We start from the raw sequence: 19961 nt of genomic DNA, 5'->3' as shown, positions 1-19961 counted from the left end.
TATCAAGGTGTCTCTTCAATCTAACGATTTTTGTTATAAACAATATCCCAAATAACATGAAAAGGTATCGATTCGTACATTTGAATGTACATTCCCATTATTCAATAAATGATGGGTGCGCCAGCATCAGGGAATTGGTGGATGCCGCCATCAAAGAAAGAATGCCTGGTATTGCTATTACTGATACTGGCAATATGTTTGGCATTATGGAATTTTTCGACTATGTCAGTCAGATTAACATCGACAGACAGGAGAAGGGCAAGAAGTCTTTCAAACCCATCATCGGGTGTGAGCTGTATGTGGCTAAGAATGGATCAAAGGACAAAAAAGATGGTCACAAGGATTTGAAAGGGTTCCATCTGACTGTTCTTGCCAAGAACTTGACAGGCTATAAGAACCTCGTTAAGATTGTAAGCAATTCATGGACTGATGGTTTCTATGGAAGCCCTCGAACAGACCGTGCGGATTTGGAGAAATATCATGAAGGTCTGATTGTCCTATCAGGTAGTGCTGGCAGCGAGGTCTTTACTAAGATTTCCAAGGGTGACATAGAAGGTCAGGAAGAAACCATTAGATGGTATCAGCAGACTTTTGGAGAGGATTATTATCTAGAACTACAGCGCTGTGCTGATTATGACTTGAAGAGCAACACGCCAAGTGAGCTGATGCTTGAACAGGAAAAGGTTAATACCGTTCTAATGCAAAAAGCGAGAGAATATGGCGTAAAAGTTGTAGCCACGAATGATGTTCATTATGTGGCTCCTGAAGATTTGTCAGTATACAATATCCAACAATGCTATGCTACAGGTAAGACAATGGAAGAATTCTCCAAAACAGATTTTCTTCAATTCCGCTGGTTGACAAGCAGAAAACATATGTGCGAATTGTTCGCTGATGTACCTGAAGCTATAGCCAATACAATGGAGATATCTGACAAGGTTGATTTCTATGATATTCACCATGCTCCCATTATCCCCCAAATTGCTATTCCTAATGGCTTTGGGGATGAGAAAAAAAGCAAGGAAGATGCCTATTTGGAATACCTTTCTTTTGCCAAAGCAAAACAGATATACGGGGAATCGCTTTCTGAAGATGTGACTGACAGGCTCAATTTTGAACTGCAAATCATTAAACAGAGAAGAGCTTCTGGCTATTTTCTCTTTCTACAAGATGTCGTCAATACCGCTCAATCAGAACTTGGCGTATGGGTCGGTCCTGGACGAGGTTCTACAGCTGGTAGCCTTGTGTGTTATTGTTTGGGAATTACTAAGATTGACCCGTTGAAACATGACCTGCTTTTCGAACGATTCCTTAGCATTGAGGGCACGATGTTTCCTGACATAGACATAGACTTCGATGATGAAGGTAAGGAACGTGCTCTTGAATGGCTTCAGCAGAAATATGGCAAGGAATGTTGTGCGCATATTGTGTCGTTTAGCACATTCTCCACAGCAAATGCTTTCAGCACCATAGCACGAGTTAACCAATTGCATACTCCAGAGACAATGGCTATAAATGAAGTACTTTCGTCTCATTATGGTTATTCTTGGCGTTCCATAAAAGACGTTATAAAATATGAGCCAAAGCTGAAAAAGTTAGTTCGCAAAGCAGGACAACCTTTGAATAATGCAATTGATAATACTGCCATATTGGAGCGAAAAATTCGTGGTCTGGGTATTCATGCCTGTGGCTTTATTGTCGCTAATGATCCAATAACAAACTGGGCACCCATTTCTACAGTAAGTATAGAAGATTCCAATGGCAATGATGAGATATTGAGATGTGTCCAATATGAAGGAATGCGAGTGGAATCTTCAGGTCTCATAAAGTTTGATTTTCTTGGGCTAAAGACATTATCCCAAATGAGAGATATTTGTCGGCTCATTAAGACCCGGAAAGACGAGAATTTCAATATTGATGTGATTCCAATTGATGATGAGAAAACCATGAAGCTGTTTCAGACTGGTCAAACCGAAGATGTTTTCCAATTCAATTACCAGGGGATGCAGAAGTATTTAAGAGAACTTCATCCCACATGCTTCGAGGATTTGGTAATCTTGAATTGTATGTATCGACCAGGGCCAATGGAAGATATATCAAAGCTCATCAAGCACAAAAAATCAAAGAAAGGAATAAAGTACATCATTCCTTGTATGGAAAAGTACCTTCAGAATACATATGGTATCATTGTTTATCAAGAACAATTGATGATGCTTTCGCGCTTGATAGCCAACTTCGATAGAAGTGAGAGCGACTTGCTGAGAAAAGCCCTCGGTAAGAGGAAAACGGATGTGCTATCCATCCTGAGACCAAAATTCATAGAGGGTGGAATGAAGAATGGCCATAAGAAGAATGCTCTTGAAAAAGTATGGAATGAAATGGAGTGGAAAGGATTGTATGCTTTTAATAAGTCTCACGCTGTTTGTTACACTTGGCTGGCCTATCAAATGGCTTATTTGAAAGCCAATTATCCAGAAGAGTTCAAACAAGTCTTCGAGAAGTATAATTCCGACTAAAATCCATTATTATTGTAAGCAGTTCAGCAAGTAGATATATCACAAAAATTCTATTGATATTGAATTTTTCTCAGACCTCTGCCACCAGTTGGCGGAGGTCTTTGTTTTCTTTGCACCATAATTCTTTTGAATATGGGAAAAGTAGAGAAATATGAGAAGTTGAACAAACCTGGATTATGGTTTGTTTGTTCGGGACAACCAGCTACCGAACTTAAACAGCACGTATATAACTTTGCTGTGGAATCTGGCTTGCCTATTGTGGTCTATTCTGGTATTCCCAAAAAGGAAATACAGGTATGACAGGTACCAGGTACCTGTCATACCCTAAATCTCCCCAAGGGGGAGACTTAACCACCTCCTAAGCAACAAACAGCGCATCCAGAATAGGTGCGCTGTTTTTGTTGTTTAAAGTGAGAAGTGAGAAGTGGTGCGCCTATGGCGCAAACCAACCCTCTCTAAATCTCCACGAGAGGAGACTTAACTCCCTCCCCTTGGGAGGGTCGGGGAGGGGTTTTAGTCCTCATTCTCCCCCTGACTCGCGGTCTCATGTAGTAGGCGTGTCACCACCACCGATGAGTGAGAAGGCACCGTTCTTTGTATTTTGTTTTAAAAAAGTTTTCGTTTTTGCTGTTTTTTTTGTACCTTTGCACCGGTTTTTGGGATTTCGTAATTAATAGTGCTCGAAATTCTTCTCTAGATTTGTTCCCTAATCAGTGAGGTTTGTAGCGCATTGTGGCAAACGGGAAGTTTGTCCGAACCTTGATGGTTCATTATTCGTATTTCCGAGGGAAGGAATTCTTTAGTACGAGTAATGAAATTTAAGAGTATAAGTTTTTTATTAATGAGTAAACACAGGTATTTTTGTGCTCTGACTTTCTCTATGATAGTTGGAGCAGGTTGCTGTGTACCTACGTATGCACAGCACAGGATGAGCCTTCAGTCGCTTTTCGACCTGGCTGACCAACAGAATCAGCGTATCAAGGTCAGTGAAGCTGCATTGAAGGCTGCAGAAGAAGGGGTGGTATCGGCTAAATCAGCCATGCTGCCAAGTGTTGAATTCAATCTGCAGGGCTCTTACACGGGCAATGCATTCCTGATGTCACGAGACTTTTCTGCCAGTGGCATTACAGAGTATATCGTTCCAGGATTAGGTCCTCAGCAGGTAAAGAATGGCAAGCAGCCCACACCGCATTGGGGCAACAGTTTCACGGCCCAGGCCTGTCAGGTAATCTATGCAGGTGGTGCCATCCACTCAGGCATTGAAATGGCAAAACTGGGTCGCCAGTTGGCGGAACTTGATGTGGAGAAGAATCGTCAGGAGGTGCGTTTCTTGATTGCTGGCTATTTCCTAGATCTCTGCAAACTGCAGAACCAATTGCTGGTTATAGCGAAGAACATTGAGCTGACGGAAAAAGTCATCGAACAAATGAAAGCGCGCCGTGAGCAGGGAACAGTGTTGAAGAACGACCTGACGCGATACGAGCTACAACTGCAGAGTCTTCTGCTGACAAAGACACAACTTAATGATGCAAAAGAGATTATTCGTTATCAGTTGAGTACAGCTATCCACCTGCCTGAGGGAGAGAATCTAGAAGTGGATACACAATCGCTTGAAAAGGAGGAGCTAGAGCTCAAGGCACTCACTTCCGAAGAGTCGTGGCAACAGATTGCTGCAGAAAAAAATATAGATATTCGCCAGGCTTCACTTGCCACAGAAATAACGGAACAAAAGATCAAAAATACGCGTGCCGCATCGCGACCCTCAGTGGCTGTGGTGGCAGAAAACAATCTGTTTGGCCCATACACCTCCGATCTGATTCCAAAGGATGCTAACGTCAACGTGTGGTTTGTAGGCATTGGCGTGAAATACAATCTGTCAAGTCTATGGAAGAACAAGCATGCTATCCGGAAGGCGAAGCATGAAAATATCCAGGCGCTTGAGCGTGTAAAGTTAGCGCACGAAGGCATTGGGAATGGGGTACAGGCAAGCTATACAAACTTGTTGACCAGCTCTGTGGAGGTTACCACGCAAGAAAAACAAGTGGAACTGGCAGACCAGAACTATGTGGTGGTAAAGAACCGTTACGACAACGATCTGGCTTTGCTTACCGATATGCTTGATGCCTCAAACATGAAGCTTTCTGCCGATATGGCTTTGGTGAATGCACGTATCAACATGCTTTATAACTATTTCAAACTTAAATATATAACAAATACACTTTAGCAAAATGGAAAAGAATAAGATTACAACTTATATTTATAATACAATAGTAATACTCTGCATCGTATGTGGTGCCGTTTATGCTGCCAGCCAGTTTATGCATTTCGGAGGTGGCGAGGTTACAGACAATGCTCGTGTGTGCCAGAATATCGTGCCCCAGAACTGTCGCGTGCAGGGGTTTATACGTGAGGTGTGCTTTACCGAATTTCAGGAGGTGAAGAAAGGCGATACACTTATTGTCATTGAAGATGCCGAGTTTCGTCTTCGCTTGGCGCAGGCAGAGGCAGACCTTACCCGTGCCGAGCACGGATCGCAGGGCACAGCAAGCAGCATCCATACCACCAAGACCAGTATCAGCGTGACCGAAGCAGGCATCGAAGCCGCTCGTGTGCAGATGGAGAATGCCAAGAGGGAGGATGCCCGTTTTCAGAAACTGCTGGAGCAGGATGCCGTTACACAACAGCAGTATGACAATGTCCATACGGGTTATCTGAGTGCTAAGGCAGGATACGAGCAGGCGCTCCGCTCGCGCAACACGCAGACGGCCGTTGTGGCAGAGCAGGGATATCATCTCTCAGCCTCAGAGGCAGCCATAGAGCTGGCACGTGCGCAGGTGGAGATTGCCCGGCTGAACCTCTCGTATTGCTATATCATTGCCACTTGCGATGGTGTGGTGGGCAGCAAGGATATTCATGTGGGACAGTTGGTCAACCCCGGTCAGACCATGGTGAGCATCGTCGATAAGCATGAGAAATGGGTGGAGGCCAACTATCAGGAGTCGCAGATGCCGCATATCAAGGTGGGCGATAAAGTGCGCTTTACTGCCGATGCCGTTCCCGATGTGGAATATACAGGAGTGGTAGAGCGTATCAGCGATGCCACAGGAAGTGCGTTCTCGCTGATTCCTATCGACAATGCCACAGGCAATTTCGTCAAGGTGGAGCAGCGTGTGACGGTACGCGTGCGGATTGATGCCTGCGATGAACTGCAGAAGCTGCATGGTGGTTATAACGTGGTTTGTAAGGTGGAAGAATAATGGGAAAGCTGACTGAGTTTTTGATGAAGGCACCAGCGCCACCAGCAGGCATGCCTTTCTGTATGCCGATGATGAAAGGGTGGGTGCCTCGCCAGTTGCAGCCCTGGATTTACGTCCTGACGGCGCTGTGCTTCCAGTTCTCTGGAGGTATCTATCTGGGTGCCCTCGATGAGATTCGCGGCACCACCAACTTCATGATAGAGGATGTGATGTTCCTGCTCTATGCCACGCTGGCAGGTATGGCCGTGTGGTTCCCGATGCTGTTCAGGATGAAGTTCCGCTTCACCAATCAGCAGCTGCTGTGCACCTCGGCCATCGTGATGGGCATCTGCAACGTTATCACGATGCATAGCCACTCGATGCCAGTACTCGTTGTGGCATGTTTCATTGCAGGTATTGCCAAGATTCAAGGCACGTTCGAGTGCATGAGCAACATCCAGCTGTGGATAACGCCAAGGCGCGACTTCGCCGTCTTCTTCCCCGTGCTCCACATCATCCTTCTCTCTGCCATCGAGGGCAGCGGATGGCTTGCAGCCTGGATGGGGCACCATTTCACTTGGCAGATGATGCACGCCTTTACCGTAGGCACTATGTCGTTCGTGCTGCTCACGCAGATAGTTCTGTGTCGTCCGTTCTGTCCTATGCCCAACAGGTTTTCGCTGAAGGGTACCGACTGGCAGGGCGCGCTCCTCATCTGCGTCACGATGCTCCTGTTCTCATATATTTTCGTCTATGGAGATCATTACAGGTGGATGACCAGCCAGCACATCAGAGTGGTGGGAGCTTTTACACTCCTCTTTGCAGGACTTACCCTTTACCGGCTGATTCACAACCGCTATCCATACGTCGAGCTGCGACTGCTAAAATGCCGCAATGTGGTACCCATTCTCATCGTAACCATACTGGCAGAGTTGGCTTTCGGTGCTGAGCATACACTGGAGGAGATACTCTACACAGAGGTCATCGGACTGGAAGAACTCACCAAGGAAAGTCAGTATATGTGGGCATTGCCAGGCATGTTTCTGGGTATAGCACTTGACCTCTACTGGCTGAAGGTTCAGAAGTGGAAGGTATGGAAACTGATAGGCATCAGTTTTCTGTCTATCTTTGCATACGCCTTGCTTATGTACACCACGGTGGGTATGAGTGTGAACATCGAGCAATACCGGCTGGCCATCATGCTGCGCGGCTTTGGTTATGGTGTGCTTGCCCCAACCCTGATGTGGGCATTAGACGAGTCGGTACCCAGTCTTGAGATGTTCTTCATGGGCCTGTTCGTGTTCAACATCCCCCATATGTATCTTGGTGGTGCTATGGGTTATGGTTTCTATACCACCATCTTCTCGCATTTCCTGAATGCGGACATGATGCACTACGGTCGCCAGCTGACACTCACCAACCTCGACCTCTCGCAATTTGATTTCGGGGCGTTCATGGGCGACAGCTATCTGCACTCCATGATGCTTGTAGCCATCAAGCAGGTGTATGGCTACGTCATATGGTTTGCCCTGCTCCTGGCATCCATCTTCTTGTTGTGCGATATTCCCGCTGTAAGAACAAACATCCGTAAAGTGCCCCTATGGCCGGTGTTGGCGATAGAATATCTGTCAAGGAAACATAAGTCAGAGTGACTGTTTTATCACAAACAATTCAATAAAAAGTTCCCCTCCTTTTTCAGGAGGGGATTTTTGTTCTTATCAGTTTGTAATAGTGCCACTTTTTGTAACTTATAGTGCCTCTATTTGGAGGTTAAAGTGCTCGTTTTCGTACGAGTTGCCTGTTATAACTGGACCATGATGCTTCCAACTGAGGTCTAGGTACTAAAATTGCGAAGCACTAATATGCGTGCAAAGTACAGGGAAAGCATCGGAACCAAGGGTTCATACATGTCTTTTTCGGCTTTTTAGAACAGTAATTTGATACATTTTGTGCCCTTTCCTGAGTTAGATATCTCAGGTGCCTTTGATTTGCTGATATCGTATCTCGTTGATTATTAGCTTTTTAGATAAAAATAAATGGTTGCTAATGTGGCCTTGTGTTCCAGTTCCAGTTGTTCCAGTTTTGTTTTTGGTTGTTCTGTTACCCCTATTTCTATATATAACTATCTATATATTAATTAGTTATGAATATATAACAAGGGTTTTTGTCCCTCAAATTTTAATTGGAACAACTGGAACTGGAACAAAGTGCTCTTGAATTACACTTCCTCTACAAGGCCTCTAAGTGCTATGCAAATCTCGTTGTAACCGCCGAGGGCATATCGCTCGAACGATAAGCGGTATTCAGTTTTTGATTGCTGACCGACTCATCGCCATGCTTGTTGTATGCCCAACGGCACAAACAGCTTCCGCCAGACGATTGAGGTAATGGAAGCGTTCGTAGTCACTTGCGAAGGAGGGTAAGTCCTCGGGCCATGGAGCCATGATAAGTAGCGTCCCTGAAGCGCAAGCTTCGAAACGACTTCGTTCAGGTTTCCAGAATTTGCCAATAGGCTCAGATTGTACGTGTATTAGGCGAAGCCCTTGTTGCAAAGCTATGTTCTTTATGCGCTTCTCACATTCAGAGATACCAGGGGTGACAAGTACATCGCCACTCCTTGCTGACGATATGAGCCGTTCGCGTTCTTCCTTCCAAAAAGTGGTTTGTTCTGTGGGTACGCCATCTGTTTTGCGATGGAAGAAAACCTGATGTTTCTCGGGTTGGCGAAGCAAAAGCATATTACCGAAGGCGCTGTAACGAATGCCGTCAATGGCGATACAAAGGGCGTGCTGAAACAGATTCGGATATTCGCGACGCATCATGAGGCGGCGTGGGTTGTCGCGCAGGTAGTGCTTCCAGTTCTCCAGTTGTCCGTCGCGCATAAGGATATGGTCGTTGTAGTTAGGCTCAAAAAGGGATGGGCGCTTCTCTGAGGCTGACGCCCCAGACACGGTGACTGTTGAAGCACTTCTTGCCATCGTGGTGCCCGTCTCACCTTTCACCACTGTGGCTGAGGCGTTAGCCTCTGCCATTCCTGTCAATTGCCACCAAGCACGGCTGACCCCGCCTTTGAATGCGCCGATGATAATGCCGAGGTGCTTGCCTTCTGGCAACGGCGCGTTGATACGCACAATCATGTGTAGATGGTCAGGCATTAGGCATACCTGCCAAATGGCAACCATCGGGTAGTAGTGGTGTATTTTCGGAATCTCATTGTTAAGCACCGCCAGACCAAGGGGCGAAGGTTTGAGGTGGGGTGCTTCGCCTTCATACTTAGTGCTTCCAACAAGCTTGCCAAAGACAGGCAGTCTATCTGCAACAACCATAGTCACCTCGTATGTCCCTGGTATGGCATAGTCGTGCCCATACATGCGTCGTGTCTGACAGCTTTCCTTCATTGCTCCCTTCTTTACTTTAATTAGGGGATAGTCCCTTAATCACTTGTAGGTCGAGGTCCATAAAAGACCTGCTTTTTCAAGAATAGGTATTACATAAGAGGCTAATAGACGTTTACTTTTGTTTTTTTCAGAGTAGAATTCATTTTTTAGGTCTTCACGGTCTGCCATGAATATATCCATCATCTCATCGTTTAGCATACGTGCATTAATAAAACCATTGCAATTTTCGCCAGAAGAAATGACGTAGCATACTTGTCTAACAGACTTACTACTTGTTGCAGCAGCAATGGCAGCACCACCGACGGCTCCAAACATTATCCCCATGGCTACAATATCTCCTTTTATTTTGCCAAGGTTCATTTTATTCACAAAGAGCATACTATGCTTTCCTATTCTCTTGGTTGGGGTATAGCCGTTCCCAAAATGTACGTCAGAATAAATTAGTTTGCGACAATTAACATAAAGAGTGTCATTCTTCTTAACGACAAAGGCTTTTTTCTTAAGTATCTTATCTGAGGCTTTATTGCCTGTGGTAAACGTGTGACGATTACCGTTCCACAATGATTTTGGATTATTACTGGGTTTTTCATTTATCAAAGTGTCTAACGGAATCCATTTGTCATTCATGAAGTCCTCATAGGTGTTGCAATAAGCACACTGAGCACTTATTGAGTTCACGTTTAAAAACAAGACGACACTAAATAACAGTTGTATGAATCTATTTGTCATGTTATTTAAATGGTTGATTAATAAAGGTAATTGCTTCTATTTCTTTTTCACCCACCCGTCGGGGGTTATCTCTAAGGGGAAGAGGACGGCCTTGCGACCTTCCTTGTAGCGACCTTTGTAGTAGGCGTGGCAGAGGTAGTACATGCGACCATCGGGGGTGCGGGTCATGGTGCCGTGACCACAGCTTTGCATGATGCGGCCATCGCCCTCGAGGATGGGGTTGTGCTCGTATTTCTCCCACGGTCCTTGCAGACTGTGGCTGCGGGCTACGCTGACGGCATAGTCGCTCTGAGGCGAACAGCAGTCGCGGATGGAGTAGAGGATGTACCACCAGTCGCCCTGACGGAAGATACATTGGCCTTCCATGCCCTGGCGCTCGTCGTCGCGCAGAAGGGTGAAGGGCTCGCCCTGCAGGTGGAGACCGTCGTCGCTGAGTCGCTGGCAGAGCAACTCTATGGGACGATGGCTGGGGTCGAGACCATAGGCCTTCCATGAGATGTAGAGCTGGGTGCCGTCGCGGAAGACGTAGGCGTCGATGGCTTCGTTGGTGGTTCGGATGAGTGGACCGTAGTCCTTGAACTTACCCTCAGGACCTTCCGCCATCGCTACGCCGATGCAGCTGGTACCGTCGCTTTTCTGACGGGCTGTGTAGTAGCACATGGTGCGACCTGAGAGGTCGAAGAGCTCGGGTGCCCAGAAGCTGCCACTGGTCCATGATGGCCACTCTTCGAAGATGTAGCCCATGGGTTCCCACGTCTGCAGGTCCTTGGAACGGAAACGGGGGTAGGCCTGTGCCTTGTTGCCTGAGGTGGCAGCAGCATAGTAGGTGTCGCCTACGCGGATGACGGAAGGGTCGGGCACGTCGGCATCGATGACGGGGTTTTTGGCAAAAAGGGTGCCTGTGCGGGTGTCGTCACCATATATAAACTCGTAGGCATGGGCGAGCGTGGTGGCCGACAATAGTAATGTGAATAGGAAAAGTCGTAAAAGTTTCATCAGTCTAAGGTTTTTATGTTTTGAAGAAGAAGAAAAAAGCCGCCCAAGGTTTATGGCCCTGGACGGCATTCTTATGAAAAAATTAAGAAATTGCCCTAAGGGGACAGTATCTTATTCGCCTTTGATTGCAGCAACACCGGGAAGAACCTTACCCTCGATGGCCTCGAGAAGAGCACCACCACCAGTTGAGATGTAAGATACCTGATCGGCCAGACCGAACTTGTTGACACAAGCTACAGAGTCACCACCACCAATCAGAGAGAAGGCACCGTTCTTGGTAGCCTCGGCAATAGCGTCGCCGATGGCACGTGAACCAGCGGTGAAAGCATCGCACTCGAATACACCGGCAGGACCGTTCCACAGAATGGTCTTAGCACCCTTGATAGCCTCGGCAAATGCCTTCTGGCTCTCGGGACCTGCATCAACGCCCTCGAAACCAGCGGGAACCTTGTTGGCAGGGCAGGTGATGATCTCTGCACCTTCCTTCACAGTCATGGTGCCGAAGTCGAGACCGTTGGTAGCGGTGCAGTCAGAACCGAGAACGAGCTCTACGCCGTTCTTCTTAGCCAGCTCCTCAACACCCAGAGCTACATCCAGCTTGTCGAGCTCTACGATAGAGTCACCGATCTCGCCGTTGTGAGCCTTTGCGAAAGTGTAGGTCATACCACCGCAGAGGATGAGCTTATCAACCTTACCGAGCAGGTTCTCGATGATACCAATCTTAGAAGATACCTTAGAACCACCCATGATGGCAACGAAAGGACGCTTGATGTTAGAGAGTACGGCGTCAACAGCCTGCACCTCTTTCTCCATCAGCAGACCCAGCATCTTGTTGTCAGCGTCGAAGTAGTCGGCGATAACAGCAGTAGAAGCGTGCTTACGGTGAGCTGTACCGAAGGCGTCCATTACGTAGCAGTCAGCGTAAGAAGCCAGAGTCTTAGCAAACTCCTTCTGGCTGGCCTTCATGGCCTTCTTAGCCTCGTCGTACTCAGGAGTACCTTTTTCTACACCTACGGGCTTACCCTCTTCCTCGGGATAGAAACGCAGGTTCTCCAGCAGCAGAGCCTCACCCATCTTCAGAGCCTTGGCAGCGTCGGCAGCCTTAGCGCAGTCGGGAGCGAAAGCAACGGGAACACCCAGAGCCTTCTCAACAGCCTCGCGGATCTGACCCAGAGACTTCTTGGCATCTACCTTACCTTTGGGCTTACCCATGTGGCTCATGATGATGGTAGCGCCACCATCGGCCAGAATCTTCTTCAGTGTGGGCAGGGCACCGCGGATACGGGTGTCGTCTGTGATCTTTCCATTCTCATCGAGGGGTACGTTGAAGTCTACACGTACGATTGCCTTCTTACCGGCAAAGTTGAATTCGTTGATTGTCATAATGTTTATAATTTAAAAATATTATGTGACTTTTTGGGCAACGGGATAGGCCCGTTTTCGTTAAAACGAGAGCAAAGTTACTAAGAATAGCTGACAAATTGTAGGGTAGAATGAATAATTTAATACTTTTTTGCTAATCTATTATATATAATGTAAAGCTGAGTTGGCAAAAGTATTCTCTTTCGTTTTATCGCATTCGTCCAATAATGCGCACCACGGAGCGCTTGGCCAGTTCGGAGGGATGACTGCCTGGCTGTCCTTCGGGTACGTCGATGCCACGTGCGGCATAGTACTGCTGCCAGTGGTCGAGTATGCGTCCTGTGGCGTCGTGAAACGACAGGGGGACGGGGCGGAAGATAAGTTGGTTGAGGCTGTCCACAAACGACAACTGTACAAGCTCAGAACAGTAAATCTCCTTGTTGTTGGGTAGGAACAGGTAGTCGTAGGGACGGCCCAGAAGACTCCGTGCGTTGTTCAATGAGCGTTGCAGGTCGAATGGAACTGTGATGCGTCCAATGAGGTAGTGGCCGTCGGCAGGTAGCGAATCAACAGAAGTGATGACCACGCCCCGATGGGTGGCCTCGATCAAACTGTCGGTACCAAGGGCGATGGCTACATGCTCGATAAGGTCGCCACGCACCTGCGTAATGGCGGTGGGGCTCTCTTTGACGTGGAAGAGTAGGTCGCCTGGCTGAAGCTGCTGGGCAGCAGCACCGATGCCGTAGAGCACCGATGCTGCCGTCAGCAGTAGAGTGTGTATCGTGTTCATAGTCTGTGAATTAGATGTTGAAACGATACTTAGCGCCAATGGTGAGCCATAGGCCCGGCTGGCGCACGTTGCCAAAGTCCACACAATGACTGCCAAAGAGATTGTTGGCCTCGGCATAGAGCGTATATGCCTCGGCCGTCCACGAGAGGCGCGTATCCACCACGTCATAGGTGTGGTAGGGTATTACAATACCTGCGTTGGTGGTATAGTTGCCGGCTCGTTTCTGCAGACGATATTTCACGTCGAGGCTCAAACGCTCTACGATGGGCATGTGTAACTGGCCCACTAGTTTGTGGCGTAGGTATTCAAGTGTGGATTGCGACTCAATTTGGTGCTGTCCCACCTTGTCTTCGTCTATGTAGCTGTAGGCTACCTGCAGCGTGGCACCAGGCAGGGGTAGTAGCCTATGCAGCTGCAACGTGGCCGAAGTCTCAAAGCCTAGCGTATTGACCTTCGTATAGTTGACACTACGCCACACAGGTTCGGCCTCGGTGGGGTCCAGAATCCAGTCGATCATCTGGCGACAGTGGTTGTGATAGATGCTGGCTTGCACCGTGAGCAGCGAGGAACTGTATTTCACTCCGCCCTCTACGGCCTGCAGCTCCTCGGGCTTCAGATATTTATCGGCCTTATGTCCGCCTACGCTATAGTATAGTTCTGTGAACGAAGGCATGCGTAGCGAGGCATTGTAGGAGGCATACAGTTTCCAGCCTTTGCCCAGTCGCAGGCTGGCATCGATGCCCGGATAAATGGTGAACGGCATCTCGTTCCAGGTGTTTTTCACAGCAATGAAACCAGCCGACAGCGTGAAGCGCTTCAGCAGCAGGTTGTGCTCCAGGTGGAACGAGAGGTTGGAGCGGTTCAGGCCGTACTTATAATCGCGGAAAGGTGCATTCAGTGGCTCGCCCAGATTGCCACTGACAATGTCTTCGTTGCGAAACTCACCGCCAAAGGCCGTGCGGCCTGCTGCCCAGTCGAAGTAGCAGTTGAGGTTGATGCCGAAAGCATCGGTGCGGTGATGGTTGAAAGGAACCAGGTCTTCCGATCCGCGAATCAATTCGAAGCGGTCGTAGCCGCGATTCCAGTAGATGGCAGGCTTCAGGTGCAGACGGCCCGATGTCTCGCCCTGAATAGCTGTGAAGAACTTCAGCGTCTGCTCATACTGCTCGTCGAAACGTCCACTGTAGAACGTGTTGGAACCGAAGCCTTTAGCGCTAAGGCCAGCGTGCCACTGTAGCTGCATCGCCTGGTCGGCGTAGCCTCCCTGATAGAACACCTTGCCGCCCGTGTAGTCGCTGTTCAGGTGGCCAGCAGCAGAGCGCTGGTAGCCATCACTGCGCGTATAGGTGGCAGAGAGGGAAGATGTGAGCTGGTCGGCGTGAGGTGTCAAGGCATAGCGGCCTGCTGCCGACAGGTAGCCAAATGACCCGCCCTCCAATCGCACCTGACCGTTGTAATCCCGTTCGAGGGACGCTTCTGGTGCCTGACTGGTGACGATGTTGATGGCGCCTACCAGCGACGAAGCGCCATAGACGCGGGCAGCAGGGCCTTCGAGCACCTCGATGCGCAGAATGTCGGCCACATCACAGGGCAAATCGAACGCATTGTGACCCGTCTGGGCGTCGCAGATGTTGATGCCATTCAGCAGAACGGCAATCTGCTCGTAGCTGCCGCCACGAATGCTGACATCGGTCTGAGCACCGATGGGGCCTCGCTGTCGAACATCGACGCCCACAGCCATCTTCAGTAAATCGTTAATACTTTGTACTGGCGCCGCCTGAATTTCCTCGCGGCTCAGTACAGTGACCATTCTTGCTGCCTGTCCAAGGGCAAGCGGAGCGCGTGAGCCAGTGACCTCGACATCTTCGAGCGTCGCCTCTTTGTCAACAGACTCGGTGTTGTCTGTCTTCTCAGTCTTGGTGCTCACCTCGTCGGTAGCGGCCGTAGCCGACTGAAGGGTGGCAGCGCTGAGAACGCCAATGACAACCACGCGTCCCAGACAGGCAAAGAGGGAGTAGCCCTTCCGCTGGAATTGGCGGAAGACGATGACCTCGCGCTTGTTAAAATTGGGTTTGTACATGATTGATTTTAAAAAATGAAATAAAAAAAAGTGGAACTTTAGTGTTCCAGTCTCGAATCTTCTATAAGTTTTGGACAAAGATCGTGGAGACCACATTTGTTGCAATGAGGTGAACGCGACGTACAAACGTAGCGTCCGTGGAGCAACAGCCAGTGGTGGGCTAATGGTATGTCACTCAGTGGAATATGTTTCGTGAGCTTTAGTTCTACTTTATAGGGCGTGTTGTCGCTTTTGCTGACCAATCCTAAGCGATGACTGACGCGATAGACATGGGTATCGACAGCCATCGTTGACTTGCCGAAAGCCACGGCCTGAATGACGTTGGCAGTCTTGCGGCCAACCCCAGGGAGGGCTGTCAGCTGGTTCATGTCCATCGGCACTTCGCCATCATGCTTCTCGACGAGCATGCGTGCCATTGCCGCCAAATGGCGTGCTTTGGCATTGGGGTAGCTGACACTGCGAATGTATTCGTAGATGTCGTCAGCATCAGCCTTGGCCATGGATTTAGCATCAGGATATTGGTGGAAAAGGGCGGGCGTTACCTGGTTGATGCGCTTATCGGTGCACTGAGCACTCAGGATGACAGCCACCAACAATTGAAAAATGCTGCCAAACTCCAGCTCAGTATTTACTTCAGGCATCTCTTTTCGGAAGTAATCAAGCACTTGTCTGTAACGCTCTTCTCGTTTCATGTGGGCAAAGGTACTAAAAAAAGGTTGAAAAGTTATAATTGTTACCGAATTTCTGTTTATTTTTCGTATTTTTGCAGCATAAAACCTAATTATTAGATATAATGCTGAAACAAATTGTAATGTCAATGGTCTGCATGACAGCGATAGGCTCACATGCAGCCAAAGTAAAGAGCCCTGTCTGGATGGATCCGCAGGTGAACCAAGTGAATCGCGAAGCACGACGTGCCGCATTCTTCGCCTTCGAGAGTACAGAGCTGGCAAGGCAGAATGATAAGTCGAAGTCTTCGCGCTATTTGTCGATGGAAGGCAAGTGGCGATTCAACTTTGTGAAAGACCATAACCAGGCCCCCAAGAATTTCTATTCGCTGCAGTATGACGACTCGGAGTGGGTGGATTTTCCCGTGCCAGGACTCTTTGAGCTGGAGGGTTATGGCGACAAGATTTACAAGAATACGGGCTACTCGTGGGCTACCACCTTCGAGAGTAATCCGCCCTATATCTCGGAGACCAACAACTATACGGGCTCTTATCGCCGTGAGTTCGTGCTGCCACAGGACTGGAACGGACAAGAGGTGTTCTTCCATGTAGGCTCGGCCACGAGCAACCTTTCGCTTTGGGTCAACGGCAAGTATGTGGGCTATAGTGAGGATGCCAAGGTGGCAGCTGAGTTTAACATCACCAAATATCTGAAAAAAGGCAAGAACCTGATAGCCATGCAGGTGATGCGCTGGTGTGATGGATCATATCTGGAGGATCAGGACTTTTGGCGCTTCACAGGTATAGCCCGCGAGGTGTATCTCTATGCACGTCCTAAGGTGCATATCAAGAATCTCGTGGTGAATGGCGACTGGGACAGTGAGAAGAAGTTGGGCGCCATTGACTATACGATCGATGTGGCCAACCCATCGGGTGTCAACCTGGAGGTGATGCTGCAGAAGCCTAATGGCGAAACCATCTTCAAGCACGATGGACATAAATGGCCCTATTATCAGCACGAGAACTTCATCCTGAACTATAACGATGTGGAGCCGTGGTCGGCAGAGACACCACGCCTGTATGATTTCTGTGTGACTCTGAAGAAGGATGGAAAGGTGCTGGAGGTGGTGAAGCAGCGCATCGGTTTCCGCCGTATTGAGATTAAGGGAGGACAATTGCTGGTGAACGGACAGCCCATCCTGATTAAGGGCGCTGATCGTCATGAGCTAGATCCTGATGGCGGCTATATCGTGAGTGTGGATAGGATGATAGAGGATATCAAGATCATGAAGCAGCTGAACATCAATGCTGTGCGTACTTGTCACTATCCTGATGATCCTCGCTGGTATGACCTCTGTGATGAGTACGGTATCTACCTGACTGCTGAGTCTAATCTGGAGAGTCATGGCATGGGCTATGGCGATAAGACACTGGCCAAGAACCCTGACTTTGCCAAGGCTCACATAGAGCGTCAGGAGGGCAATGTGTGCTCGTTTATCAATCACCCTTCTGTCATCGTCTGGTCACTGGGCAACGAGGCTGGCTATGGTCCTAACTTCGAGAAGGCCTACGACTGGGTGAAGGCGCAGGACAAGACACGTCCCTGTCAGTATGAGCAGGCACGCCAGAATGGCAAGACGGATATCTTCTGTCCGATGTACTACGACTATGATGGATGTGAGAAGTATGCCCAGGGCGACAATCCTCGTCCACTGATTCAGTGTGAGTATGCACATGCCATGGGCAACTCGATGGGTGGTTTCAAAGAGTATTGGGACCTGATTCGTAAATATGCCAAGTATCAGGGTGGCTATATCTGGGACTTCGTGGATCAGGGTATGCGCGACAAGAGCCCTGTCACGGGTCGTGAGATATTCACTTATGGTGGTGACTATGGTAAGTATCCTGCATCCGACTATAATTTTAACTGTAATGGTATCATTGCTCCCGATCGCCGACTGAATCCACATGCCTATGAGGTGGGATATTACTATCAGAACGTGTGGGTGAAGGATGTGGACCTGAAGAACGGTAAGTTTGAGGTTTACAACGAGAACTTCTTCAAGACGCTCGACGACTTGGACCTCGTCTGCTTGTTGTTGCCTGATGGTGAGACTAACAATGCCTACCTCGTGACTCAGTTCCCTGACTTCAAGAACATTGATCCTCAGGAGCGCAAGGTTATTGAATCAGCCCAACTGAAAGAGGCGATTGCAGAATTTACCAAGAAGTATCCTAACCGTGAGCTGACTGCCAACTTCTACTTCCGTGCACGTCGTTCTCAGCCTCTCATCAAGCAGGGACAGGTGATGGCAAAGCAGCAGTTCATTGTGAGCGGCTATCAGTATCCTGATCTTTCGGCCGAGTCAAAGAAAGCAGCTGTAGATAAGGAGGAAACCAATAGTTACGTGAAGCTATCGGCCAATGGTACCGACCTCTACGTAGGCAAGTGGTCTGGCTGGATTGACTATCTGACTGTAGATGGCAAAGAGATGTTGCAGTTCCGCGAGAGTGTGACACCTGAGTTCTGGCGCGCGCCAACAGATAATGACTATGGTGCAGGTTTGCAGCGCAACTTCCGCACTTGGCAGCATCCCGACATGAAACTGCAGGACGTTCGTGTTGACGAGAATACTGTAGTGGCTACCTTCGATATGAAGGACCAGCACGCTAAGCTCACCATGACCTATACACTGACCGCAGAGGGCGAGGTCGTTGTTCGCGAACAGCTCTCTACGGAGAAAGACGCTAAGGTATCAGAGCTGTTCCGCTTCGGTATGCAGTTGCAAATGCCTCAGCAATACGCTCAGGTGATGTATTATGGTCGTGGTCCGGTAGAGAACTATATTGACCGTAATTCTTCAGAGTTTATCGGTATGTATTTGAACGACGTTCAGGACGAATATTTCGAGTATGTGCGTCCTCAGGAGAGTGGCAACCACACCGATGTGCGCTGGTTCCAGGTGCTCAACAAAGAGGGCAGGGGACTCTGTTTCTACTCAAATGCTCCGATGGAGGCCTCGGCTCTGCCTTATACCACAGGCCAGTTGGATGACGGTGAGCAGAAGGATAAGGCATGGGGACGCCACAGTGGTGATCTCGTGCCATCGGGTATGACGTCTGTTCATATTCAGCAGCGTCAGCTCGGCATGGGATGTGTCAACTCATGGGGCGCTTGGCCTCGCAGCGAGTATCGTCTGCCTTACAAGGACTATGACTTTACCTTCGCTATTAAGCCCATCAAGAAATAATGTTGAATACAAGATTCGTAATGATAGCGGTACTCATGGTGCCGCTATCACTTTTTTCTCAGAGATTCCAGAAGTTTCCACGCGAGATACCGGCAGGAAACTATAGTGGCATTTGTGCTTTCGGCGACGACTGTTATGCTGTGGTTAGTGATAAGGCTGATGAGGACGGCTTCTTTGTTTTCAAGATGCAGATAGACACGCTTCGTGGCAAGATTCGTAAAGTGGAGAATCGGGGCTTCAGAAAGAGCGGATTGCCTAATCGTGATATGGAGGGCGTTTGCTATTGCCCGTCGTCAAACTCTTTGTTTATCTCTGGCGAACGCGATAATGAGGTCTATGAGTATACGTTAGACGGACAGCGTACAGGACGGCGCTTGGCATTGCCAGAGGTGTTTCGTAGAGCTGATAGCAACTATGGTCTTGAGGCGCTGACATACGACCGAGTCAGACATTTGTTTTTCACCACTACAGAACATCCGTTGAAGGGCGATAGCGTGTTGCGCATACAGAGTTTTGCAGACAATCTTCTGCCAGCCAAACAGTATTTCTATCGGCCAGACGATCCCCAGGGAAAGGTTTACCTTCATGGCGTTTCTGAATTGTGCGCCCTGAGCGATGGCCGCTTGCTGGTGGTAGAGCGCCAGGTGTACGTCCCTCGGCTGAAGATTGGAGCGAAGTCTATAGTGCGTGTTTATGCTGTATATCCAGGTGATTCTGCCTGTCTTGAAAAGCATCTGGTAAAAGAGATCCGTACACGCCTGACTCTGACAAAGCGCAAATTTGCCAATGTCGAAGGCATGTGTGAGATTGCTTCAGGTCTATGGATGATGGTGGCAGATTCTCAAGATCAGTATAAAGGTGTTCTTCGCGACTGGTTCCTGCTGATGAAGGAATAAAAAAATAAGCCGCTAACTTTGAAAGTTAACGGCTTTCTT

The 19961-nt window shown here is 48.6% G+C and carries 13 protein-coding genes; 6 read left to right on the top strand and 7 right to left on the bottom strand.

Going from position 1 to position 19961, the window contains the following annotated elements:
* The first annotated feature begins 56 nt into the window (after positions 1 to 56).
* The 4 genes from dnaE (at position 57) to T433_RS0111555 (ending at position 7404) form a co-directional block, all read left to right on the top strand.
* A complete protein-coding gene (gene dnaE, locus T433_RS15335) occupies positions 57 to 2516 on the top strand; it encodes a DNA polymerase III subunit alpha (protein WP_052357105.1) in 2460 nt (819 codons plus the stop codon).
* Between the two features lie 841 nt (positions 2517 to 3357).
* On the top strand, positions 3358 to 4740 hold the full coding sequence (locus tag T433_RS0111565) for a TolC family protein (protein ID WP_027455906.1): 1383 nt from the start codon (positions 3358 to 3360) through the stop codon (positions 4738 to 4740).
* A gap of 4 nt (positions 4741 to 4744) precedes the next feature.
* Positions 4745 to 5773 carry an HlyD family secretion protein gene (locus T433_RS0111560; protein WP_027455905.1) on the top strand — a complete coding sequence of 343 codons (1029 nt, stop codon included), beginning with the start codon at positions 4745 to 4747 and terminating at the stop codon, positions 5771 to 5773.
* Entirely contained in the window at positions 5773 to 7404 is a 1632-nt protein-coding gene (locus T433_RS0111555) for a hypothetical protein (RefSeq protein WP_027455904.1), read from the top strand. The genes T433_RS0111560 and T433_RS0111555 overlap by 1 nt, the downstream gene beginning before the upstream one ends.
* Positions 7405 to 8055: 651 nt before the next feature.
* On the opposite strand, the gene T433_RS0111550 is transcribed toward T433_RS0111555, so the two are convergent.
* From T433_RS0111550 to nth, 7 genes are all read right to left on the bottom strand, one after another.
* Positions 8056 to 9150, bottom strand: coding sequence for a transposase (locus tag T433_RS0111550; RefSeq protein WP_155808494.1), 1095 nt, complete (start codon positions 9148 to 9150; stop codon positions 8056 to 8058).
* 39 nt (positions 9151 to 9189) lie between these two features.
* A complete protein-coding gene (locus tag T433_RS0111545; protein WP_044109834.1) occupies positions 9190 to 9879 on the bottom strand; it encodes a DUF6563 family protein in 690 nt (229 codons plus the stop codon).
* 36 nt (positions 9880 to 9915) lie between these two features.
* Positions 9916 to 10875: a glycoside hydrolase family 43 protein gene (locus T433_RS15330; protein WP_081778482.1), complete on the bottom strand. Its 960-nt coding sequence runs from the start codon at positions 10873 to 10875 to the stop codon at positions 9916 to 9918.
* Positions 10876 to 10986: 111 nt separating this feature from the next.
* Positions 10987 to 12258, bottom strand: a complete 1272-nt coding sequence (locus T433_RS0111535) for a phosphoglycerate kinase (protein WP_027450432.1) — start codon at positions 12256 to 12258, stop codon at positions 10987 to 10989.
* A gap of 187 nt (positions 12259 to 12445) precedes the next feature.
* Entirely contained in the window at positions 12446 to 13027 is a 582-nt protein-coding gene (locus tag T433_RS15325) for a YiiX/YebB-like N1pC/P60 family cysteine hydrolase (protein WP_052342149.1), read from the bottom strand.
* Positions 13028 to 13037: 10 nt separating this feature from the next.
* On the bottom strand, positions 13038 to 15107 hold the full coding sequence (locus tag T433_RS0111525) for a TonB-dependent receptor plug domain-containing protein (protein ID WP_027455901.1): 2070 nt from the start codon (positions 15105 to 15107) through the stop codon (positions 13038 to 13040).
* A gap of 38 nt (positions 15108 to 15145) precedes the next feature.
* Positions 15146 to 15799 carry an endonuclease III gene (gene nth, locus T433_RS0111520; protein WP_027455900.1) on the bottom strand — a complete coding sequence of 218 codons (654 nt, stop codon included), beginning with the start codon at positions 15797 to 15799 and terminating at the stop codon, positions 15146 to 15148.
* A gap of 101 nt (positions 15800 to 15900) precedes the next feature.
* On the opposite strand from nth, the gene T433_RS0111515 reads away from it, so the two are divergent.
* Together T433_RS0111515 and T433_RS0111510 are read left to right on the top strand one after the other, a co-directional pair.
* Positions 15901 to 19026: a glycoside hydrolase family 2 TIM barrel-domain containing protein gene (locus T433_RS0111515; protein ID WP_027455899.1), complete on the top strand. Its 3126-nt coding sequence runs from the start codon at positions 15901 to 15903 to the stop codon at positions 19024 to 19026.
* Complete coding sequence (locus tag T433_RS0111510; protein WP_052357104.1) at positions 19026 to 19922, top strand: esterase-like activity of phytase family protein; 897 nt, start codon at positions 19026 to 19028, stop codon at positions 19920 to 19922. Before T433_RS0111515 ends, T433_RS0111510 begins: the two co-directional genes overlap by 1 nt.
* Positions 19923 to 19961: the final 39 nt, after the last annotated feature.

The sequence above is a fragment of the Xylanibacter brevis ATCC 19188 genome, assembly GCF_000621725.1.
Taxonomy (GTDB): domain Bacteria; phylum Bacteroidota; class Bacteroidia; order Bacteroidales; family Bacteroidaceae; genus Prevotella; species Prevotella brevis.
Note: the sequence above shows the minus strand (reverse complement) of the source record. Positions and strands in the feature narration are given on the sequence as shown.